Source organism: Microbacterium festucae, assembly GCF_025421715.1.
Taxonomy (GTDB): domain Bacteria; phylum Actinomycetota; class Actinomycetes; order Actinomycetales; family Microbacteriaceae; genus Microbacterium; species Microbacterium festucae.
The window spans coordinates 1-21,848 of the sequence record NZ_JAOEFC010000006.1 but is presented as its reverse complement, the minus strand read 5'-3'; the positions used below and the strand labels follow the sequence as shown (position 1 = coordinate 21,848).

The window sequence follows — 21,848 nt, the reverse complement described above, 5'->3', positions numbered from 1 at the left end:
CGCAGCGAGACGAAACGCGGCCCCACGGGGTGCGTTCGACTCGTCGCTGCGCTCCTCGCTCAACGACCGGGGGGCGTGCGGACGGCGGGGTCAGTCGGTGCGCCGTTGGCGGGCGCTCCAGCCGATCACCGCGTCGAGGCCGCCCTGGGCGAAGGCCTCGCGCTTCGCGTGACTCCAGCCCTGCAGCCGATTCTCCCACCCGAAGGCCTCGTCGATGCGCGCGAACTCACCGCACCAGTACAGCTCCACGGGGAGTCGGCGGCGCGTGTACTCCGAACCGAGCCCGGCCCGATGCTGCTCGAGCCGCCTGTCGAGATCCACGGTCGACCCCACGTAGAGCGTCCCGTCGGCGCAGCGGAGCATGTACGTGAACGGCATCCCGGCACGGTACCGGGCGGCGGATGCCGGGGCGTGTGCCCTCCACAGGCGGGCGCGTTTCGACTCGTCGCTGCGCTCCTCGCTCAACGACCGGTCTCCGGCCCCCGGGCGTTGAGCGAGCGCAGCGAGACGAAACGCTGCCACCCGGGGCGCGTTTCGACTCGTCGCTGCGCTCCTCGCTCAACGACCGGTGTCCGACCCCGGGCGTTGAGCGAGCGCAGCGAGACGAAACGCCACCACCGGGGGCGGGGTCAGAGGAGGGGCGGGGTGTGCCAGATGCGGTCGATGTAATCGCGCATCGACCGGTCGGAGGAGAAGAAGCCGCAGCGGGCGACGTTGAGGATCGCCGAGCGGGTCCAGGCGTCCTGGTCGGCGTAGGCGAGGTCGACCTTCGCCTGCGCGGCGATGTAGGTCGAGTAGTCGGCCAGCACCATGAACCGGTCGTCGTAGAGCAGGTTCGACACGATCGGCTCGAACACCGACTTGTCGCCGCCCGAGAACGCGCCCGACGCGATGAGGTCCATCGCACGGCGGAGGTTGTCGTCGGCCTGGTAGAAGTCGGCGGGCTTGTAGCCCTTCGCCCACAGCGCCTCCACCTCGGGCTCGCTCTGCCCGAACAGGAAGAAGTTGTCGTCGCCGACCAGCTGGCGGATCTCGACGTTCGCGCCGTCGTCGGTGCCGACGGTGAGCGCGCCGTTGAGGGCGAACTTCATGTTGCCGGTGCCCGAGGCCTCCTTGCCGGCGAGGGAGATCTGCTCCGACAGGTCGGCGGCGGGGATGAGCCGCTCGGCGAGGGTGACGTTGTAGTTCGGCGGGAACAGCACCTTCAGGCGCCCCTCGACGCGCGGGTCGTCGTTGACGACCCCGCCGACCGCGTTGATGAGGTGGATGATGCGTTTGGCCATCACGTAGCCCGGGGCTGCCTTGGCGCCGAAGATGAACGTGCGCGGCTGGATGTCGGATGCCGCGACCCGGCCCGAGGCGATCGCCTCGTACTCGGTGACGATGTGCAGCACCTTGAGCATCTGGCGCTTGTACTCGTGGAGGCGCTTGACCATGACGTCGAGCATGTGGCCGTCGCTGACCTCGACGCCGTCGCGCACGCGCAGCACCTCCGACAGGCGGCGCTTGTTGGCCGCCTTCACCGCGGCGAACTGCTCGCGGAACTGCGGGTCTTCGGCGTACACCTCGAGCTCGCGCAGCCGCTCGAGGTCGGTGAGCCAGCCCGTGCCGATGGCATCCGTGATCAGGTGCGACAGACCGGGGTTGGACAGGCGCACGAAGCGGCGCGGGGTCACGCCGTTGGTGACGTTGGTGAACTTGCCCGGGTAGAACTCGTCGAAGTCGGGGAGCACCTTGTCGCGCAGCAGCTGCGAGTGCAGCTCGGCGACGCCGTTGACCTTGGCGCCGGCGACGGTGGCGAGGAAGGCCATGCGCACCGAGCGCTCGGGGAACTCGCCGATGATCGACATGTTGCGGATGCGCAGCTCGTCGTCGCCGAAGCGCTGGCGCACCTCGACGAGGAACTCCTCGTTGATGCGGTAGATGATCTCGAGGTGACGCGGCAGGAGGCGTCCGAGCAGGTCGACCGACCAGACCTCCAGCGCCTCGGGCAGCAGGGTGTGGCACGTGTAGGCGAAGCACTGCTGCGTGATGGCCCACGCAGCATCCCACGCCATCTTCTTCTCGTCGACGAGCACGCGCATGAGCTCGGGCACACCGATGACCGGGTGGGTGTCGTTGAGCTGGAAGATGATGCGCTCGGGCAGCTTCGCGAAGTCGAAGTCGGCGGGCAGGCCCTCGAGGAAGTCGCTGATGGATGCCGCGACGAAGAAGTACTGCTGCTGGAGGCGCAGCTCCTTGCCCTGCGGGGTGGAGTCTTCGGGGTAGAGCACCTTGGAGATGTTCTCGGCGAAGGTCTGGGCGCGCACCGCCTCTTCGTAGTCGCCGGAGTTGAACACCCGCAGGTCGAACGAGTTGGTGGCGCGGGCGCTCCACAGGCGCAGCGTGTTGACGCGCCCGTTGAGGTATCCGGGGACCATGTAGTTGTAGGGCACGGCCAGCACGTTCCAGCCCGGCACCCAGCGGTTGCGGGTGACGCCCTCGTCGTCGTAGGTCTCGGTGTGACCGCCGAACGAGATGGTCTGGGCGGCCTCGGGGTGCGGGAACTCCCACGGCGAGCCGAGCTCGAGCCACGAATCGGGCTGCTCGACCTGCTGGCCGTCGCGGAAGGTCTGGCGGAAGATGCCGTACTCGTAGCGGATGCCGTAGCCGACGTTGGGGACGCCGAGGGTGGCGAGCGAGTCGATGAAGCAGGCCGCGAGGCGTCCGAGGCCGCCGTTGCCGAGCCCCGGCTCGACCTCGCGGTCGCGCAGCGCGTCGATGTCGATGCCGCACGCGGCCATCGCCTCGGTGGCGATGTCGGTCAGGCCGCTCGCGAGCAGGTTGTTGTCGAGCTGGCGCCCGAGCAGGTACTCGGCCGACAGGTAGGCCACGCCCTTGGCCTGCGCCTCGCGCTGGCGCTTCTGGTCTTCGAGCCAGCGCGCCATGAGGTAGTCGCGCACCGTCATGGCGAACGCGAAGTAGCGGTCGTTGGCACTGGAGGCCGACAGCGGCACCCCGCGCTCGTAGTTGAGGTTGCGCAGGAACTGGCGCACGAAGCCGTCGACCGTGCTGGCGGGCCCGGCGACGGGAGCCAGGGCCAGCGGGTGGGTGGCGCCGGTCGGGTGGGCGGTGGCGTGGGGTGTGATGTCGGATGCGGTCACGTAGTCGAAACTACACACTCGCCCCCGCGCCCGTGACCGTTCACAGCGGGGAAAACCGGAGAGTTAACAGAGCCGTGATGTGCCGTTAGCGCGCTGCGGTGCGGGGCGGCTTCGTGTCGGCGCCGGCGGCCTGGCCGGCGCTCTGGCCGGCGTCCTGCTCGGCGAGGGCGTCGCGGGCGGCGCGCAGCTCTTCGGTGGCCAGGCCCACGGCATCCTCGGCCTTCTGCACGCGTCGGTGCACGAAGGTGGGCGCGCCGTGGCGCACCCGCACGCGGTCGCCCGCTTCGAGGGCGCCCTCGACGATGTAGGCGGTGGCGATCAGGATGACCTGCGCCGAGAGGTTGACCCACAGCAACAGCGCGATGAGCGCGGCGAACGAGGCCAGCAGCGGGTTGGACGAGGCTCCCCCGACGAACAGGCCCGACAGGGTCTGCAGCACGGTGAGCCCGAGCCCGCCCAGCAGCGCGCCGGGAAGGATCGCCCGGCCCGCGCCGCGCACCCCCGACAGCAGCAGGAACAGGAGGGCGATCGCCACGGCATCCAGCGCGAAGGTCACGAGGATCGACAGCGCCCGGGTGCCGAAGGTGAGGAGCGGATCGTCGGACGAGAGGCCGAACCAGTCGGCGACGATGCCGAGGCCGGCTGTGCCCAGCACGGTGATCACCGCCGAGGCGCCGAGGGCCACGGCGGTGCCGATCGCGATGGCGAGGTTGCGCAGCAGCACCCAGTAGAACGCGAGGTCGCCGGTGGGCTTGTCGGCGAGGGTGTGCATCGCGGTGCGCAGCGACCCGATCGCGCCGATGGCCGCGCCGATGAGTCCGATCAGGGCGATGGCTCCGGCGATCGACAGACCCGCGGGGGCCTCGATCGCATCGGGCTTGATGATGCCGTCGTCGCCGACGAGGCCGGGGATGACGTTGTCGACCGCGTCGAGGAGCGCCTGCCAGGCGGCGGGGTTGCCGCTCAGCCAGAGCGCGGCGGCGGAGAAGCCCAGGAGCACGCCCGCGAAGATCGAGAACAGTGCGCGGTAGGTGACGCTGTCGGCGAGCAGGGCGCCGTTGTGCTCGCTGTAGCGGAGGAAGGCTCGCACCGGCTTCTTCTGCAGGGCCCACGCCGTGATCTTCGAGACGTCCATGCGCCCAGGATAGGGGCGGCCACTCTCCCGGGCGCGGGGCTTGACATCACCGCCGGGCGATCACAGCAGTCACACGAATCTCACTATTCACACCGATGCCGGTGGCGGCATAGACTAACGCCAGGAGAGGGGTATTTCGTGAAGGGACTCGCGGAAACCCTCGTGCGCACTGGGGTTGTTCGCGCCGAGGACATGTGGGACGCGGTCGCCGAATTCGGCGAGGGCGAGGAGCTTCGCGCGCGCCTCGTGTCGACCCGGCTGGCCACCGAGGCGCAGATCGCCGAGGGCATCGCCGCGCAGACGGGCTACCAGTTCGTCGACCTCTCGGCCGTCACGCTGTCGGCCGACATCATCGCCCTCGTGCCGCCGGCGCTGTGCCGCCGCTACCGGCTCATCCCCCTCGAACGCGGCAGGCGCGCCCTGACCATCGGCATGGTCGACCCGACCGATCTCATCGCGATCGACGACGTCACCAGCGCCACCGAACTCAACATCCGCCCCGCCGTCATCTCCGCCGACGCGCTGAACGCCGCGTTCTCGCGGTTCCTGCGCTCGGATGAGGAGCTCAGCGACCTGTCTGAGCAGATCGGCGAGATCGCCGCCGCCGAGGGCGGGCCGGGCGCGACGGAGTCGATCGAGGACACCACCGACGACGCGCCGATCGTGCGGTTCGTGAACCTGCTGATCTCGCAGGCGATCACCGACCGCGCGAGCGACATCCACATCGAGCCGGGCGAGAAGCAGCTGACCGTGCGCTACCGCATCGACGGCGTGCTGCACGAGATGCAGCGGGCCGACCGGGCGATCCAGGACGGGGTGATCTCGCGCCTGAAGATCATGGCATCCGTCGACATCGCGGAGCGGCGCAAACCTCAGGACGGACGCCTGTCGGTGCATCACGACGGCCGTCAGATCGACCTGCGACTGGCAACGCTGCCGACGGTGTGGGGCGAGAAGATCGTCATGCGCATCCTCGACAGCTCGGCCCAGTCGTTGACGATGCAGGACCTGCGCTTCTCGATGATCAACGAGAAGCGGTTCCGGGGCTCGATCGAGCGCCCGCACGGCATGGTGCTGGTGACCGGCCCGACCGGCTCGGGGAAGTCGACGACGCTGTACACGGCTCTCAACACCGTGGCGAACCCGCGCATCAACGTCATCACCGTCGAAGACCCGGTGGAGTACCGGATGCCGGGGATCAACCAGGTGCAGGTGAACGCCAAGGCGGGGATGACCTTCCAGGCGGCGCTGCGGTCGATCCTGCGCTCCGACCCCGATGTGGTGCTCGTCGGCGAGATCCGCGACAAGGAGACGGCGACGATCTCGATCGAGGCGGCGCTGACCGGCCACCTCGTGCTGTCGACCCTGCACACCAACGACGCGCCGTCGGCCCTCACCCGCCTCACCGAGATCGGCTGCGAGCCATTCCTCGTCGGCACGGCGCTGTCGGCGGTCGTCGCCCAGCGCCTGGCCCGCCGCCTCTGCGCGAAGTGCCGCGAGCCGTACGTCGAGACGCGACAGCTGCTCGAGTCGGTGCGCTTCCCGCACAACCCCGCCGATCCCCCGCAGCTCTACCGCGCCGTCGGGTGCCAGGCGTGCTCGGGCACCGGCTATCGCGGACGCGTGGCGCTGCACGAGGTGATGACCGTGTCGGAGCAGCTGGAGCAGCTGGTCGTCGGGCACGCGACCGGCACCGAGATGCGCGCCGTCGCCATCAGCGAGGGCATGGTGTCGCTGCGCGAGGACGGCTTCAGCAAGGTGACCCAGGGCATCACGACCATCGAGGAAGTGCTGCGCGTCTCGGTCTGAGCGTGGCGGGGCGGATGCCGGGGCGTGAGGTTACGGGCGCGGCGCGGGCGCTTGCTGTTGCGGGCGCGGCGCGGACACCGGGGCGTCACGCGGCGATGTAGTCGAACCGCCGTCGTCCGCCGAGCCTCGGCCGTTGCAGCGGATCGAGGTAGGGCGGCGGGATGAACCACACCCGCGCCTCGACACCGGTGCCGTCGATGCGGATCTCCCACCCGTCGTCGTGGATGAGGTGGTGGCAGGCGTCGCAGAGCAGGATGCCGTTGCGCAGGTCGGTGGGTCCGGCGTCGCGTTTCCACCAGCGGATGTGGTGGACCTTCGCCATCCCGGGTGGGGCACCGCAGTGCGCGCATCCGCCGTCGCGCTCGACGAGGGCTCGCTTCTGCGCGGCCGTGAACAGCCGCTTCTGGCGCCCCCAGTCGAGGATGTCGCTGTCACCACCGAGAACCAGCGGGATCACGCCGGCGTCGGCGGCCATCCGCCGCGCCGTGCCGATGCAGATGGGGGTGTCGATGCCGTCGATCGTGGCGTGCCCGGTGCCGGACCGGAGGTCGTCGAGGCTCACGCGCACCACCACGGTCGCGCCGGGAAGAGGCGTGTCGCGGTGGTCGCACCCGAGCAGGTGCTCGCAGACCCGCACGAGCGCGTCGGCCTGCATCTGCGCGATGGATCGACGCGGTGACTCGAGGTCGGCGGCGACGGGGGCATTGCCGTCGCCACCACCATCGCCGTCGCCACCACCACCGGGCGACACGCATGCGACGGCGTCGCGCTGCGCCTGCAGTTCGGCGGTGACCATGGCCTCGATCACGTTCTTCACCGGTGCCGCGTGCTCGGGGTCGAGTTTGGCGGTGAGCACGATCATGCCGTCGCGGTCGCGCCGGATATGGAGCGACCGCTGCGAACGGAGCTCGTCTTCGCGGGGCTGTACGCCGTCGGGGTCGAGATAGGCCTCGGCACGGGCGAGCACCTTGGCGAGCTGATCGAGGGTGAGGCCCGCGGCCTGGGTGGCGAGGGCCTGTTCGGCGTGGTCGACGGCCGCGATGCCCGCGCGCATCACGACGCGATCGAGCATCGCGATGATCGCCGACGCGGCCGCCGCGCCGATGCGTCCGGCGGCGATCTCGGTGGCGACGTGCGGATACTTCGCCGGCGCGGTCTCGCCGGTGAGCAGCATCCGAGGAGCCGTGGCGTTGCCGACCTGCACGAGACGCGCGGCGTCGCCACCTGTCGTGCCGAGCGTGGCCGAGAGCAGCGTCGTCGCATTGCGGAAGCCCTGCTTCTTCGCGAGCGAGTCACGCCCCAGCTCGGGGCGCGACTGGCGCGCCACTTCGGCGGCGACCTGCGAGGCCGCGGCGTCGAGCAGCCGGCGCGCCGTGCCGATGACGGCGTTGATCGCGATGAGGTCACCCGACGCCGTGCCTTCGATGACACCCGCCCCATCCGCCCCGCGCGGCCAGAGGCCGACCAGCGCCTGGACGGCGGTGGCGAGATCATCGAGCGGGAGGGCCATGCTCGATTCTATCGAACATTCCTTCGAAACTCCATGAGACTTCCCTCATCTTGAAAGCGCAGAACGGGGCGCGGAGCCTCCCCTGCTCCGCGCCCCGTGGCCTGTGCCGGACGACCGTCAGCCGCCGCTGTTTCCGAGCTCGCCGTAGATCGAGAAGATCGGCATGTAGAGGGAGATGACCATCCCGCCGATGATGATGCCGATGCCGACGATGAGAATCGGTTCGATCGCCGAGGTCAGCTGCTCGGTGGCGGTCTTGACCTCGCCCTCGTAGAAGTCGGCGATCGAGGCGAGCATGTCGGGCAGCGTGCCCGACTCCTCCCCGACGGCGGCCATCTGCGACACCATCGCCGGGAACACCTCCGCCTTCGCGAGAGGCGTCGAGAAGGAGCGGCCCTGCTTGACCGACTCCTGCACGGCCCGCACGGCCTCCTCCACCTTGTAGTTGTTCGACGCCGCACCCACGATCGCGAGCGCCTGCACGAGCGGCACACCGGCCTTGAGCATCATCGACAGGCCGCGGCTGAAGCGCGCGACGGCGATCTTGGTCGCCAGCGGCCCGAAGACCGGCATCCGCAGCTTCAACGGATCGACGACCTTGCGCACGCGATCTTCGTTGCGGTTCTTCATCCACCAGAACCAGAAGACGATGCCGGCCACGATCATGATCGGCAGCATCCAGAACATGTTGTTCGACAGCGTCACGAGGATCTGCGTGGGCAGCGGAAGCTCGGAGCCGAGGTTCTTGAACATGCCCTCGAACACCGGCACGACGAAGGTGATCATCGCGACGACGCCGAGGATGGCGATCACGAGCACGATGAGCGGATAGGTGGTGGCCGACTTGATCTTGTTCTGAAGCTCGGCCTCCTCTTTATAGGTGTCGGCCACGGTCGTGAGCGACTGTCCCAGGAAACCGCCCGACTCGCCGACCCGCACCATGCTCACCATGAGCGGCGGGAAGACATTCGGATGCTGCGCCAGAGCGCTCGAGAACGCACTGCCGGTCTCGACCGCATCGTGCACCTGCGAGAGCGCCGCCCGCAGCTGCTTGTCTTCGGCCTGGTCGATGAGGATCGACAGGGTGCGCATGAGCGGCAGACCGGCGTTGATGAGGCCGGCCATCTGCTTGGCGAAGACCGCGAGCACGGCAACCTTGACGCTGCGCTGCATCCCGGGGATCGAGATCTCGCGGTTGAGTCCGGTCTTCGATGTCAGTGCCACCTCGAGGGGCGTGAGCCCCTGCGCGCGGAGCTTCGCGGCGACCGCGCCTTCGCTCGTCGCCTCGATGGTGCCCTTGACGACTCCGCCGCCGCTGGCATCGACCGCCCGATAGGTGTACTCCTCGACCAGCGGCATCAGTGCCCCCAGCCCACGGTCTGACGGTCGGCGGAGTGGGTCGTCCACGACTCGGCGTCGTAGTCGAGGGGGCGCACGCGCACCTCGTCGAACGACTTCGGGTCTTCGGCGACTTCCTTCGCGAGCGCCAGCGAGATCGAGCCGTCTTCGACGAGACGCTTGAGGTCTTGATCGAGCGTGTGCATGCCGAGCGATCCGCCCGCCTGCAGCATCGAGTAGATCTGGCTGATCTCGCCCTCGCGGATGAGGTTGGCGATGGCGGGCGTGTTGACCAGCACCTCCGTGCCGATGACGCGTCCGCCGCTCTGCGCCTTGGGCAGCAGCGTCTGCGTGATGATGCCCCGCAGGCTGTCGCCGAGCTGGGTGCGCACCTGGTTCTGCTGGTCGGACGGGAAGGCGTCGACGATACGGTTGATCGACTTGGCGGCGCTCTGCGTGTGCAGCGTCGAGAGCACCAGGTGACCGGTCTCGGCGGCAGTCAGGGCGGTGGAGATCGACTCGGGGTCGCGGAGCTCGCCGATGAGGATGATGTCGGGGTCTTGTCGCAGCACGCGACGCAGCGCCTCGGAGAACGACGCGGTGTCGCTGCCGATCTCGCGCTGGTGGATGAGCGCCTTCTTGCTCGTGTGCTGGAACTCCACCGGGTCTTCGACGGTGACGATGTGCGCCGGCCGGGTCTGGTTGACGAGGTCGATCATCGACGCCAGGGTGGTCGACTTGCCCGAGCCCGTCGGGCCGGTGACGAGCACGAGTCCGCGCGGTTTGGTGACGAGCTCGGCGGCCACCTGCGGCACGCCGAGCTCGGCGAAGCTGCGGATGCGGTCGGGGATGAAGCGCAGCGCCACCGCCACCGCGCCGAGCTGGCGGAACACGTTGACACGGAAGCGGGCGACACCCGGCACCGTGATGGAGAGGTCGACCTCGCCGTTCTGGCGGAACTCGGCGACCTGTTCGTTGCTGAGCATCCCCCCGATGGCCGACTCGAGCCAGTTGGCACTCGTGGGCTCGAGGTGGCCGGGCATCTCGGCCAGGTCGCCGTCGACACGCATGAGCGGCAGGTGGTTCGCCGTGAGGTGCACGTCGGATGCCTTGGCGCGGGCGGCGACGGTGAGGAGCTCGGTGAGCGGGGTGACGTCGATGGGCATGTCAGCCGTCCGTTCGGATGAAGGTGTTGACCGTGACGGTGAGGATGCCGCCCGTGTATTCGAAGTTCACCGGGTTCAGCAGTCGCAGACCGTCTTGAAGGCTGTCGACAAAGGCGGTCGCCGCCTCGAAGTCGGGCGCGGGCACCGTGATCGTCGCGACCGCCTGCTGGCGCGGCGTCGAAGCCGGGTCGGCGGCCGGGGCGGCTGCTCCCGTGCCGGCGTCGCCGGCGGCATCCGCCGTGCCTTCGCCCGCGGCATCCTCGGCCGGCGCATCGGTCGCAGGAGCAGGCTCGGCCGGGGCCGCGGTGCCGTCGTCGGCGACCGACGTGCGCGGGACCCAGGGTGCGGGCTCGGCCATCGTGACCGACTGGATGGTGAGCTGGTGCGTGACGGCGGCGTTGATCGCGATCTCGAAGACATCGTCGAACTGAGTCGACGCCGGGATCTCGGCGCGGAGCGCGGCCGTGTCGGCGTCGAGCTGCGCCTGGTCGGCCTGGGCGGCGGTGAGCTGGGCGATCTGGGCTTCGTAGACCGCGTTGGTCTGCTCGACCGTGGCGGTCTGGGAGGCGGTGGTCTGCGCCTGACCGACCATGGGCACGGCGATGAGCGCGATGCCGGCGATGAGGATGCCGACGACGACGAGGATGCCGAGCAGGTTGATGAGCTGCTTGTTGAGGGTCACTGTGCGACCTCCGCTGCGAAGGCGTTGGTGTACACGCTCTGATCGATCGAGATGTCGAGCAGGTAGGTGTAGCCCGCCGCGGCATCCGGGTTCTCAGCCGCTGCGCCCGACTGCAGATCGGTGCCGTCGACCGCGAGCACGCCCTCGGCGCCGCGCAGCGTGCGCACGACGGCGACGATGTCGAGCGGGTCAGCGCTCGCAACCGTCACGGTACCCGAGACGCCCGCTTCCGCGGTGCGGTCCTCCCCCACCGGGGCCGCGCCGACGGTGAGCGCGACCTGGCTGACCAGCGCGCCCGACGGAAGGGCGGGCGTGACGATCTCGGCCACCCGCGCCCAGGCGAGGTCTGTCGCCATGGCCTCACCGCGGAAGGCGCCGAGGTCGTCGACCAGGCTCAACTGCGCTCGCACGGGCGCCAGCGCGCCTACCTCACCGAGCAGCGTGGTGGTGCGGGCGGTCGCGAGGGCGAGTTGCGTGGCCGCGACGGTGAGGTAGGCGAAGGCGGCGCCGGCCGTGAGGACGACGACCGCGAGGGCGACGACGAGGCCCCATCCCCAGCGCTTGAGGAGCGAGGTGCGCTCCCGTCCCTCGGTGACCGACCGCGGCAGGAGGTTGACGCGCGGCATCCCGCCGATGGGAAGCGAGGCGCCCGAGGCGCCGGAGGCGAACAGTGCCATCAGTGGGATGCTCCGATCGTGAGGCCGATGGTGGAGACGAGGTTGTAGTTCTCCTCGGCGGCGTTCAGTGGCGTCTTGATCTGCGCGATGTCGACCGCGCCGAGCGCCTGCACCGGCATCGGCAGCGATGCGGCGAGGGCGTCGACCACCCCGTCGACCCCGGCCCCGGCGCCGCTGACGAGCACGCGGGTGATGGGCTGATCGGCGGCGCGGTCGGCGTAGAACCGCAGCGTGCTGCCGAGGCGGGTGACGAGGTCGTCGATCGCGGCATCGGTCATCGCACCCACGCGCGCGACGCCGCGCCCGGCCGAGCGCGAGCGTCGCATGCGCGGGCCGTCGCCGTTCGCCGGAACCGTCTCGAGCAGTTCTTCGACAACGGGTTCGGGGGCGACGTCGAGCGCCGCGTTCTCGCGTGCCCGCACCGCCTCGGTCGTGATGTCGACGGGGATGATGCGCACGAAACGCGGGATGCCGTCTTGCGCCACGATGACGTAGCTCGTGTGGTCGCCCAGGTAGAGGGCCGCGACGGTCTCGCCGGCGGCGGCGCCGCGGCCGATGGCACGCGAGAGACCGAAAGGAGCGAGGTCGACGACGTCGACGGTGAGCTTCGCTTTGCCGATCGTGGCGACGAGGTCTTCGACGGTCTCGGCGACGGCTGCCACCAGCAGACCGGAGACCTGGTCGCCCTCTTGCGAGGTCGCGTAGAAGTCGAGCACGGCCTGGTCGGCGGGCACCGGCAGCAGATCCTGCACCTGGAAGGGAAGCGCCTGACGCAGCAGGTCGGGATGCAGGGCCGTCGTCGTGTATTCGCGCACCAGGATGCGGCGACTGCCGAGCCCGAGCACGACGTTGCGGCCCTTGATGCCGGCGCGGCTCCACAGCTGACGGAGGGCGAGCACGACGGCATCCTTGTCGAAGACCTCGGAGTCTTTCGCGGCCCCTTCGGGCAGCGGCACCGAGCCATGGGCGATGACCACGGGAGACTTGCCCAGGGTGACCTCGGCGGCGCGCACCCCCTCTTCGGTGATCTCCAGCCCGACGATCGTCTTGGCCATGTGGTCCTCCTTCTTGCTTCCGTCTTCGCCTCGGCGTCAGCTGACGCCGAGAAGCCCCGTGTACCAGCGGGCGATCGACTCTCCGGCGACGATGCCGATCCAGGCGCCCAGCACCATGAACGGCCCGAACGGGATGGCGGTCTTCCGGGTCGCGCGATGCGCCAGCATCATCCCGATCCCGATGACGCCCCCCACGAGGAAGGCGGCGAACGCGCCGACGATGAGGGTGCCCCAGCCGACCCAGCCGAGCGCCATGCCGAGCACGCCGGCGAGCTTGACGTCGCCCCCGCCCATGCCGCCGGGCTTCGCAAAACGCAGCACCCAGTAGAACGCGAAGAGCGCGGCGCCGCCGACGGCCGCGCGCAGCAGCGCCTCCCAGGGTGCGCCCGCCAGGCAGGCGCCGGTGAACAGCACCGCGAGCACGACATAGCTCGGGAGCACGATCGCGTTCGGCAGACGCCGAGTGTCGAGATCGATCATCGTCAGGGCGATGCTGATCGCCGCCAGATAGAGGAACGCGATCGCGATGAGCGCGAACGCCAGCGCTCCGCCCTCCGGCCGTTGGGCGAACGAAGCGAGCCGAAACGCGTCGTTCCCCAGCAGCATCCAGACGACCCCCGCGAACGCGCCGCCGGTCGCCAGCTCGACGAGGGGGTAGCGCACCGAGATCGGCGATGTGCAGTTGGCGCACTTGCCGCGCAGCAGAAGCCACGAGAGCACCGGGACGTTCTGCCACGGGCGCACCGGGGCGTCACAATGCGGACACTGGCTCGGACGGGTGAGCGGGATGCCGGCGGGCACGCGGTAGATCACCACGTTGAGGAACGAGCCGATGATCAGGCCGAGGAGCGCGGCGAAGGCGACGAGGAACCAGGCGAGCGCGGTCATACGTCTCCGAGCGAGACCAAGCCGCCGATGATCGAGGGCGTCGCAGCCCCACCACCACCGCCCACCGAGACGACCATTCCCGGAACGCTCACCTCTCGATAGTCGAGCTGCATCTGCGTGCCGTTGCCGCTCCACGTGATCTTGCCCGCGTACACCTGGCCGTTCCATCGTCCGCCGCCGCCAGAGCCGACCGCGACCGTGCACGGTGAGTAGGCGATGCCGCTGATCTTGTCAGACATGGTGACGTGGTAGAGGTTGATCTTCCAGCCGGAGTTCGTGCAGGTCGGCGCCTTGTCTGCGGTGTTGTCGGGCGAGATGATGTGGAACGCGTGGGGGTTCCCGTCTGCGCTCGTGACGGTGAGGTCCTGCGCCTCTGCCTCGCCGACGAGGAAGACCACGTCGGTCTTCAGATGGAACGTGGCCTGATACAGGTTGACCCTGCCGTTGGCGCATCCCCGCATGTCGACGACAGTCGGGGTGGTGTAGGCGTTGATCGTGTCTCGGTGCGCCTGGTTGTAGGAGCCCTGGAAGTCGCAGCTCGGCGTGGTCTTGTAGGCGTAGGAGCCCCATGCTGTCGCGTTGTATCCGAGGTCGATCCACTCGAACGCGCTCGCATCCATCTGCCACGGGGCACTGATCGACGGGGCCGCGGGAGCGACCACTCCCGTCGCGTTGAGCGTCGTAGTTCCTGCGACCGTCGGGGGCTGGCCGGTGCGGCCGCCGGCGAGCGTGAGGTTGCCACCGATCGTCACCCCGGCTTGGATCTCGCTCGTCGAGGTCGAGGCGGAGATCACGTCGTGCGTGACGGTCGACTGCTGGATCTTCACGATCGGGCCCGCGACACGCAGCCCGCCGAGCGTGGAGTTCCAGACGTAGGCGTTGCTGGTGCTCGACGAGATCACGTTGCCGTCGATGAAGGTGTTCTGCACGGAGAGGGCCCCCGCGGCCCACACCGAGCCCTTGACGCGCGACGCGGCACCGTCCATCGTGAATTTTCCGCGCGTCGTCACGGACTTGTCGATCTTGCCGCCGCTGCTGATGGTGGCGTCTCCGACGGCGTACACGTTGCCCTTGATCGTCGCGCCGGTGGTGAGACTGAACGTGCCGCCGGTGTAGACGTCGCCGCCGACGCCGACCGCGTTGTTGTCGATCTGCACATAGCCGCTCACGATGAGGTCGCCGCGGATATTGCAGGCGTTCGACAGCTTGGCGTGGCCGTTGCGGATGATGAGGTCACCGCTGATGTCCATCGAGTTGTTGCAGTCGAAGTCGCCTGTGTTCAGCACGACGTCGCCATCGATGGCGGGTGCGGTCACGAGCAGCGAAGACACGTTGAGCGCGCCCGCTGCGGAGACGAGTGCGCCCGCAAGCTTGCGCGGTGTGCTGTTGCGCGAGTAACTCGCCTCGGTCACCGTGCGACCCGAACTACCGCCCGTGCCCACGGCGCGGAAAGTCACCGTGCCGGAGTCGCACATCACCGAGACGGTGTACCTCGGCGAAGTCGAGGAGTAGGTGGAGTTCGTGCAGACATCCTCGCCGCGCTGCGCGCGCGCGATCGTGTCCGATAGTCCGGCGTCCGCTGCGGCTCTGGACTGCGCTGTGCTCCGGCTGCCCACGAGCATCCCCGTGGTGTTCACGACCATGCTCGACAGCACCAGCGCCCCGACGGTCAGGACGAGCATGATGATGAGCACGGAGACGAGCACGGACCCGTCATCGTCGCGGCGCCGCAGGCCGGGATCGAGCTTCAGAAGCATGCGACCCCTCCCGCTTTGAATCCCTGCGCCTTCGCGCCGTCGGTGACGGTGGCGGTCTGCGCGTTGTCGGTGATCGTGAGGCCGAACGAGATCGCCTGGGTCCCTTGAAGCGCGAACGCCTTGGCGCCGGAGAGTGTGGGCGCGACTCCGGTCGCGAGAGGCGTCCACCCTGACACGGCGCTCGACCGCGGCGTCGCGCCCGCGCTGTACCTCAGCGCGGTGCCGTCGAGCACCCAGGCTCGACACTCGAACCCGCCGGCGGCCGTCAGCACTCTCGCGTCGAGCCGCGATCCGGATCCGCTGACCCTCACGGCGACGGCATTGCGGACGGAGCTTCCGATGGAGCTGCTGACGACGTTCGCCTGCCCGGTGGCCCGGTCGCGAGCGGTGGCCTGCTCCTGCGCCTTGATGCCGTTGATGAAGAGGCCAGCGAGCAGACCGACGAAGAGCGCCGAGACGGCGATGACCACGATCAGTTCCACCAGCGTCATCCCCTCGTCGTCGCGCTCGATCATGACGCCGATACCCGGATGCGCGTCGGGAGTGTCACCAGGACGTCGCTGGAACTGTCACGAACGGTGACGGTGACGCGGATCGAGGTGGGATATTCGGTCGTGGACGTGGGGCAGGCATCGAGCACATCGACGGTTGCCGCCATGCCGGTGCCGGCGGGATCAGACACTGCCGAAGCCAGTGGGACCTTGCGGGTCTGCAGGGCGGCGCAACTGGTCGTTGCCGTCGCCCCGATCGGAAAGTCCTCGCGGATGGCAGCGAGTTGCGATGAGGCGAAAGCGTTGGCCGCCGCGAGGTCTTTGTTGTCGACGCTCAGCCGCGTCGCGCCGATCATCAGAGGAAGTACGGCGAGGGCGAGCACCATGAGGACGAACATCGCGATGACCACCTCGACGAGGCTGAAGCCGTCGTCGCTCGAGCGTGCGCTCATGACTCACCTCCCCAGGACGATGCGTCGCGGATGCCGGTCGAGGCCGGCCCGTTCGGGTCGGGCCGGCCTCGTCCGCTGGAAGTACTTAGGAGCCCGTGCAGCCCGGGCCAGCCTTGGCAGGCGTCGCGGCGCCGCCACCCGTCGCGGTCACACAGAAGTTGTCGATCGTGGTGCCTGCGACCGTGACATCGACTGTGGGGTTGGTACCCCGCTCAAGGTTGGTTACGTCAACGGCGGTGGGGAGAACGGTTGAGTCCTTGGCCACCGCGGCGGCAACCTGAGATGCGGCGTTAGCGGCGATCGTCTTGACCGAGTTGTTGCGCGCCTCCTGCTGGATATTGAGGAAGATCGGAATCGCGACCGCGGCGAGGACGCCGAGGATCACGACGACGACGATGAGCTCGATGAGCGAGAAGCCCTTGTCGTCGGCGTTCTCCTCGCGACGGGCCTTCACCGCCTGGACATAGTTCTTGATGCTGCGCATGATGCGTGCCTCTCCTGAATGGGATGTGACTACAGGGAAACTCGGCACACCAATGACCTATCCGGGGGGAATATGCACATCGGGGGGATCTCGGCGCGCCGGACGGCTCGCCGAAACTGTGCTGAGTGAAGCGGAAGGCGGTCGCGAGGACGTTCTACCTCTTCAGGGGTAATCATGAGAGAACTCTCATGTTGTTGTCAACGTGCAGTTTGGTCCTTGAGCGATTCCTGAGGTTTTTGAGTCAGATGAGGCGAAAGTTGTGGATGTTGCACAAGTGCTCACCCGTCCAGAACGTGCAGGGTGACGGACACCTCTGAGCCCTCCGCGATGTCTTCCGCGTCGCGGACGGTGCGCTTGAGGGGCAGAACGTAGGCTCCGCGCTCCGCGTCGGGGAAGATCGACGTGCGGAAACCACTCCGGCCGATCGTCGCGTCGACGCGTACAGCGCCGAAGCCCCGTGGCATCCGTGGGATCTCACGGATCATCTCGCTCGCATCCGGGGGAAGCGCGACGAAGAACCAGTCCTGCGTGCGTGCCGCCCAGCGGTACACCTCTCCCGTGAACTCGACGATCATCCGCCGAGCGTATCGGCGAGCCACGACACCTCCAGGCGCTCGCGGGCAACGACGGCACCGGGCGATTGCGGCACGATGGAGGGCGTGAGCGTGCTTCTTCGACCGTGGACCGCCCGGGATGCCGCGGCGTTGCTCTCGGCCGCACGCGCCGCGCCCGATCTCGGCACGCAGTTCGGCGGTGCGGAGCTGACGACCGAAGACGCCGCGGCGTCGTTCATCCGGTCAGCGCTCGGTTTCGACGAGCGAGCGCGGAACTGGGCGATCGTCGAGGGCGACGTCGCCGTCGGGAACATCGGCGTGACGGCGATCGACCGTCGACACGACACCGCATGGGTGTCGTACTGGCTCGCGCCGGTCGCGCGGGGGCGAGGATTGGCGACCAGCGCCCTGCTCGCGGTCTGCGATCGCGCCTTCGCCGACGGCATCCATCGCCTCGAGCTGGGCCACCGGGTGAACAACCCCGCGTCGTGCCGCGTGGCCACGACAGTCGGATTCGCCGCGGAGGGCATCGAGCGCGAGAAGCTGCGCTACGGTACCGAGCGCTTCGACGTCGAGACACACGCGCGGCTGGCGAGCGATCCCTCGCCGGAGGGTGAGGGGCGCGTTCCGATCGACGTGTCGAGCTGAGCACCACTCTTCGCGCTCACGCTGGCCCGACGTGGGCGATCACGGCCGGATGATGACGGGCGTTCCCGCCGGCAACTGCGCCAGGCGATCGATGGCCGGTGCATCGAGGTAGATGCAGCCGAACGAATTGTCGCCTGACCGGGTCTTGTAGTAGTGGAACGCGGTGACGGCGACCACTCCCCCGTCGAACCCCGCGAGGGTGGGAGACTGCGCTCCGAGATACACGAGCGGATGCCCCTCGGTGTATTCGTGCTCGGGGACGACAGCGGTGAGCATGACGAAGGTGCGGCCGAGCGGCGTGGGCGTGGCGTCCTTGCCCCACGCGAAATCGTTCGCGACACGCTCGACTCCCGCAGCCCCGACGATGTCGATCGTGCGGTTGCCGAGCGAGACCTCGACCGACTGCTCGACGTGCGAGAGGTACACGTCGGAGACCCGAAGCCACCCGACCGTCTGCGTGGCGTCACCGGCCGGCGGCACTCCCTGCCGCCCTGCGAGCAGCACCTTCACCCAATGGGTATCACGGGTGATCACCGGCACGATCGTGCCGCCGTACGTGGCCGTAGACGGCAGATATCCGAGGGGCTCGCCCGCCGGGTCGGCGAAGATCGGCGCCGCCGTGCGCGGTTGCGCGAGCAGACCCGTGAGCGCTCCGAACGGGTCGTCGTCGACGGGGATGCCGGGCGTCACCGACCAGACATCGATGGCGGGCAGGGCGGTCGGGTCGTACTCGGCGGTGTTCTCGGGTGCCCCGCGGATCGGTGCGGGGGTCGGGATCGGTGTGGGGGTCGCGGTCGGTGTGGGGGTCGCGGTCGCGCTTGGTGTCGGGTCTGCTGTCGGCTCCCCCGGCGCTGCGAAGGCGGCGAACGACGCGATCACCACGACCGCAGCGGCGAGGATGCCGGCGGTCCAGGATGCCGTGCGGGCGCGCGTCGAGGGCATGAGTCCATGCTCGTCGGCGGGGCGGGATGAGGCAACGGGGTGGGGCGTTTCGACTCGCTGCGCTCGCTCAACGAACGGGGGCGGCGGCCCGGGGTGGGGCGTTTCGACTCGCTGCGCTCGCTCAACGAAACGGGAGTGCAGGGGCGTTTCGACTCGCTGCGCTCGCTCAACGAACGGGTGGGGAGGGGGTGGGGGCGGAGGGAGGGGGTTACCACTGGGGGTGGATCTCGGCGCGCAGCAGGCGGTCGTAGACGTCGACGACCGCGGCCTCGAACCCCGTCAAATCGGCGTCGACGGTTCCCGCCGCAGCGTTGGCTTCGGCCTGACGGACATCGCGCGCACCCGGGATGACCGAGGTCACTCCGGGCCGCGACGCGACCCATGCGAGCGTCGCCGCCGGCAGCGAGAGTCCATCCGGAACGGCATCCGATAGCTCCTCGACGGCGCGCAGGCCCGTCTCGAAATCGACGCCCGAGAACGTCTCCCCCTTGTCGAAGGCCTCGCCGTGGCGGTTGTAGGCGCGGTGGTCGTTCGCGGCGAACTGCGTCGACGCCGAGTACTTTCCGCTGAGCAGCCCCGACGCCAAAGGCACGCGCGCGAAGACCGACACGGCGGCGTCGGCCGCGGCCGGCAGCACCTCGTCGAGAGGCTTCAGCCGGAAGGGGTTCACGATGATCTGCACATTCGTCACGCCGGGGCGTGCGATCGCGGACAGCGCCTGCGCGCACGTCTCGACCGACACCCCGTAGGCGGCGATCGCCCCGGACGCCACGAGCTCGTCGAGCGCGTCATACGTGGCATCCGCGTCGATCACCGCGCTCGGCGGACAGTGCAGCTGCACCAGGTCGAGGGTGTCGACACCGAGGTTGCGGCGCGAGCGATCGGTCCAGGCGCGGAAGTTCTCGGGCGTGTAATTCTCGGGCTCCTGCGCGAGCCGGCGGCCCATCTTGGTCGCCACCGTGATGCCGTGGTCACGACGCGCCGTGAGGAAACGCCCGATGATCTGCTCGCTGCGCCCGTCGCCGTAGACGTCGGCCGTGTCGAAGAGCGTCACGCCCGCGTCTGCGGATGCCGAGAGCACCGCCAGCGCGTCGGCTTCGGAGACATCGCCCCAGTCGGCCCCCAACTGCCAGGTGCCGAGGCCGATCGGGGAGACGGTGCGACCGGTGCGGCCGAGGGGGCGACGTTGCATGCGTTCAGCGTAGGCGCAGTGGGGGTGCGTTTCGACTCGCTGCGCTCGCTCAACGACCGGGGTGGAGGCGCGTTTCGACTCGCTGCGCTCGCTCAACGACCGGGGGTGCGGACCTCTGTCGACCCGGGGGTGGGGGCGCTCGGCCTAACCACCGAGAGGGGACTTCGTTTGCTCCATGCGCTCCTGTGTTCCTCCGCGGATGCCGGGCGCGCGCACGCCGGCCCAAGCGATGCCGAGCAAGAGGAAGAGCAGCGGCGCGGTGTAGTACATCGTGTTCCCGAAGCAGGCGGAGAGCAGATAGACGCCCGCTCCTGCGGCGGCGCACACGGTCACCTCGTCGACGGCACGGCCCCGACGCGCGAGCCTCACGAACACGACGCTCACCGCGCCGAGGTAGGCGATGAGAGCAGGAATTCCGAAGAACACCGCGTACTGCAGGTACTCGTTGTGGGGGCGCCCGAACCCGTGCGGAAGGAGGTCGGCGATGCCCTCGATGCCGTGACCGAGCCAAGGACTCGTCGAGATCTGCTCGAGCGTCGTCATCCAGAGCCCCCAGCGACCTGTTCCCGCTGATGCCGCGTCCGCCGCCCCTGCGGAAACGGCCTGCACGTCGTCGCTGAGAGACCCGAACTCCGCGAGCGTGCCCGCGCCCAGAATCTCAGCGAGCACGTGCACCGCCAGGACGACCGCGATGACGGCGACCACTCGTCTCGCCCTCAGCCGACGGATCAATGCCATCCACACGACCACGAGCACACAGCCGGCCATCATGGCGATGTAGGCGCCGAGCGTGTCATTGAGGATGAGCGTGATCTGCGTGACACCGAACAAAGCGAGCAGGATCCATCGGACGGTGCGGCGGTGGGCGACGAGCGCGCCGCTTGCGGCGAGCGCGGAAGCCACGGCCAGCAGGTAGCCGTAATGGTTGAACTGATGGAAGTAGGCGATGGAACGGAGCGCGACCGACCAATCTCCACTCGCCCACCCTTCCGCGAGCGCCGACCATAAGGTCACGACGCAGGTGACGAACGCCAGCGTCACCACGAGGGCGAGGATGAGGCGCCGACGTGCGCGGGCGAGGATCTGGCTGGCGACGAAGAAGAATCCGACGTAACTCATGAAGGCGAAGATCGATTCGCGGCGATACTGCTCACCCGCCCACCCTGCATACGTGGGATTGACGATCGACGCGATCACAGCGAGAACGAGGAACACACCGAACAGCAGCAGCGGAAGGTTGTCGCGCTGAGGGTCGCGCGCGGCTGCAATACCGGCGCCTGACAACCGCGCACCGACGACCAGAGCGCCGAGCACGAGCGCGCCTATCCCCACCTGCAGGTTCATCCACTGGATGAATCCGATGTCCAGGCCGATCGCCTCACCCAGCCACCACAGAGGCAAGGGCGCGACCAGCCAGTAGGCGATCAGAACCGTCGCCGCCCTGTCGTAGAAGACATCGGGGACGTTCGTGAACGCCTCGCGCAGATTCTGCGCATGCAAGACCCGTCGGAACGCATTCACTGGCGGCAGGGCTCTCCTGTGCGGTGGGAGCCGACAAGCGCGTACGCCGCGGCGATCTCGGGGGCGCACGACGACAGTCATGCGTTTCCGGGATCGTAGCCGACGCAGGCGACTGTGACGCGCGGCTCGCTGGACCGGTGGGGGTGCGTTTCGACTCGCTGCGCTCGCTCAACGACCGGGGGGCGGAGGGCGTTTCGACTCGCTGCGCTCGCTCAACGACCGGGGGGCGGAGGGCGTTTCGACTCGCTGCGCTCGCTCAACGAACGGGGGGGTGAGGGGGCGGGGGTGCGTTTCGACTCGCTGCGCTCGCTCAACGAACGGGGGGTGGGCGGGGGCGGCGAAGGGGCCGGGGATGCTCCCCCGGCCCCTTCGCGTGAGCGGCGCGTCAGGCCTTGGGCGTGGCG

At 69.0% G+C, this 21,848-nt stretch carries 20 protein-coding genes; 2 read left to right on the top strand and 18 right to left on the bottom strand.

Annotated elements, in window-relative coordinates; translation table 11 throughout:
- Window positions 1-90: 90 nt before the first annotated feature.
- From N3K63_RS15155 to N3K63_RS15145, 3 genes are all read right to left on the bottom strand, one after another.
- Window positions 91-378, bottom strand: coding sequence for a GIY-YIG nuclease family protein (locus N3K63_RS15155; RefSeq protein WP_261581049.1), 288 nt, complete (start codon window positions 376-378; stop codon window positions 91-93).
- A 251-nt stretch (window positions 379-629) separates the two neighbouring features.
- Window positions 630-3,083: a glycogen/starch/alpha-glucan phosphorylase gene (locus tag N3K63_RS15150; RefSeq protein ID WP_261581050.1), complete on the bottom strand. Its 2,454-nt coding sequence runs from the start codon at window positions 3,081-3,083 to the stop codon at window positions 630-632.
- 145 nt (window positions 3,084-3,228) lie between these two features.
- Entirely contained in the window at window positions 3,229-4,278 is a 1,050-nt protein-coding gene (locus N3K63_RS15145; RefSeq protein ID WP_261581048.1) for a YihY/virulence factor BrkB family protein, read from the bottom strand.
- A gap of 138 nt (window positions 4,279-4,416) precedes the next feature.
- Between N3K63_RS15145 and N3K63_RS15140 the strand changes: the two genes are divergently transcribed.
- On the top strand, window positions 4,417-6,087 hold the full coding sequence (locus N3K63_RS15140; protein ID WP_261581047.1) for a GspE/PulE family protein: 1,671 nt from the start codon (window positions 4,417-4,419) through the stop codon (window positions 6,085-6,087).
- Window positions 6,088-6,172: 85 nt separating this feature from the next.
- On the opposite strand, the gene N3K63_RS15135 is transcribed toward N3K63_RS15140, so the two are convergent.
- From N3K63_RS15135 to N3K63_RS15080, 12 genes are all read right to left on the bottom strand, one after another.
- Window positions 6,173-7,597, bottom strand: coding sequence for an HNH endonuclease (locus tag N3K63_RS15135; RefSeq protein ID WP_261581046.1), 1,425 nt, complete (start codon window positions 7,595-7,597; stop codon window positions 6,173-6,175).
- Window positions 7,598-7,714: 117 nt separating this feature from the next.
- On the bottom strand, window positions 7,715-8,956 hold the full coding sequence (locus N3K63_RS15130; RefSeq protein WP_261581045.1) for a type II secretion system F family protein: 1,242 nt from the start codon (window positions 8,954-8,956) through the stop codon (window positions 7,715-7,717).
- Window positions 8,956-10,101, bottom strand: a complete 1,146-nt coding sequence (locus N3K63_RS15125; RefSeq protein WP_261581044.1) for a type IV pilus twitching motility protein PilT — start codon at window positions 10,099-10,101, stop codon at window positions 8,956-8,958. Before N3K63_RS15125 ends, N3K63_RS15130 begins: the two co-directional genes overlap by 1 nt.
- Before the next feature lies 1 nt (window position 10,102).
- On the bottom strand, window positions 10,103-10,783 hold the full coding sequence (locus N3K63_RS15120; RefSeq protein WP_261581043.1) for a hypothetical protein: 681 nt from the start codon (window positions 10,781-10,783) through the stop codon (window positions 10,103-10,105).
- Complete coding sequence (locus tag N3K63_RS15115) at window positions 10,780-11,460, bottom strand: hypothetical protein (protein WP_261581042.1); 681 nt, start codon at window positions 11,458-11,460, stop codon at window positions 10,780-10,782. Before N3K63_RS15115 ends, N3K63_RS15120 begins: the two co-directional genes overlap by 4 nt.
- Window positions 11,460-12,515 carry a pilus assembly protein PilM gene (pilM, locus tag N3K63_RS15110; RefSeq protein ID WP_261581041.1) on the bottom strand — a complete coding sequence of 352 codons (1,056 nt, stop codon included), beginning with the start codon at window positions 12,513-12,515 and terminating at the stop codon, window positions 11,460-11,462. Before pilM ends, N3K63_RS15115 begins: the two co-directional genes overlap by 1 nt.
- A 36-nt stretch (window positions 12,516-12,551) precedes the next feature.
- Complete coding sequence (locus N3K63_RS15105) at window positions 12,552-13,403, bottom strand: prepilin peptidase (protein WP_261581040.1); 852 nt, start codon at window positions 13,401-13,403, stop codon at window positions 12,552-12,554.
- Window positions 13,400-15,160 carry a polymer-forming cytoskeletal protein gene (locus tag N3K63_RS15100; protein ID WP_261581039.1) on the bottom strand — a complete coding sequence of 587 codons (1,761 nt, stop codon included), beginning with the start codon at window positions 15,158-15,160 and terminating at the stop codon, window positions 13,400-13,402. The genes N3K63_RS15105 and N3K63_RS15100 overlap by 4 nt, the downstream gene beginning before the upstream one ends.
- Complete coding sequence (locus tag N3K63_RS15095) at window positions 15,151-15,675, bottom strand: type II secretion system protein (RefSeq protein ID WP_261581038.1); 525 nt, start codon at window positions 15,673-15,675, stop codon at window positions 15,151-15,153. Before N3K63_RS15095 ends, N3K63_RS15100 begins: the two co-directional genes overlap by 10 nt.
- Window positions 15,672-16,103, bottom strand: a complete 432-nt coding sequence (locus N3K63_RS15090; protein WP_261581037.1) for a type IV pilus modification PilV family protein — start codon at window positions 16,101-16,103, stop codon at window positions 15,672-15,674. Before N3K63_RS15090 ends, N3K63_RS15095 begins: the two co-directional genes overlap by 4 nt.
- A gap of 85 nt (window positions 16,104-16,188) precedes the next feature.
- Window positions 16,189-16,587 carry a prepilin-type N-terminal cleavage/methylation domain-containing protein gene (locus N3K63_RS15205; protein WP_315943097.1) on the bottom strand — a complete coding sequence of 133 codons (399 nt, stop codon included), beginning with the start codon at window positions 16,585-16,587 and terminating at the stop codon, window positions 16,189-16,191.
- Window positions 16,588-16,865: 278 nt separating this feature from the next.
- Window positions 16,866-17,162, bottom strand: a complete 297-nt coding sequence (locus N3K63_RS15080) for a DUF1905 domain-containing protein (RefSeq protein ID WP_261581036.1) — start codon at window positions 17,160-17,162, stop codon at window positions 16,866-16,868.
- 84 nt (window positions 17,163-17,246) lie between these two features.
- On the opposite strand from N3K63_RS15080, the gene N3K63_RS15075 reads away from it, so the two are divergent.
- Window positions 17,247-17,789 carry a GNAT family N-acetyltransferase gene (locus tag N3K63_RS15075; RefSeq protein ID WP_261581035.1) on the top strand — a complete coding sequence of 181 codons (543 nt, stop codon included), beginning with the start codon at window positions 17,247-17,249 and terminating at the stop codon, window positions 17,787-17,789.
- A gap of 39 nt (window positions 17,790-17,828) precedes the next feature.
- On the opposite strand, the gene N3K63_RS15070 is transcribed toward N3K63_RS15075, so the two are convergent.
- From N3K63_RS15070 to N3K63_RS15060, 3 genes are all read right to left on the bottom strand, one after another.
- On the bottom strand, window positions 17,829-18,731 hold the full coding sequence (locus tag N3K63_RS15070; RefSeq protein WP_261581034.1) for a hypothetical protein: 903 nt from the start codon (window positions 18,729-18,731) through the stop codon (window positions 17,829-17,831).
- A gap of 208 nt (window positions 18,732-18,939) precedes the next feature.
- Complete coding sequence (locus tag N3K63_RS15065; protein ID WP_261581033.1) at window positions 18,940-19,923, bottom strand: aldo/keto reductase; 984 nt, start codon at window positions 19,921-19,923, stop codon at window positions 18,940-18,942.
- A 144-nt stretch (window positions 19,924-20,067) separates the two neighbouring features.
- Window positions 20,068-21,444 (bottom strand): O-antigen ligase family protein, encoded by a 1,377-nt coding sequence (locus N3K63_RS15060; RefSeq protein WP_261581032.1) that lies wholly within the window; start codon window positions 21,442-21,444, stop codon window positions 20,068-20,070.
- Window positions 21,445-21,848: the final 404 nt, after the last annotated feature.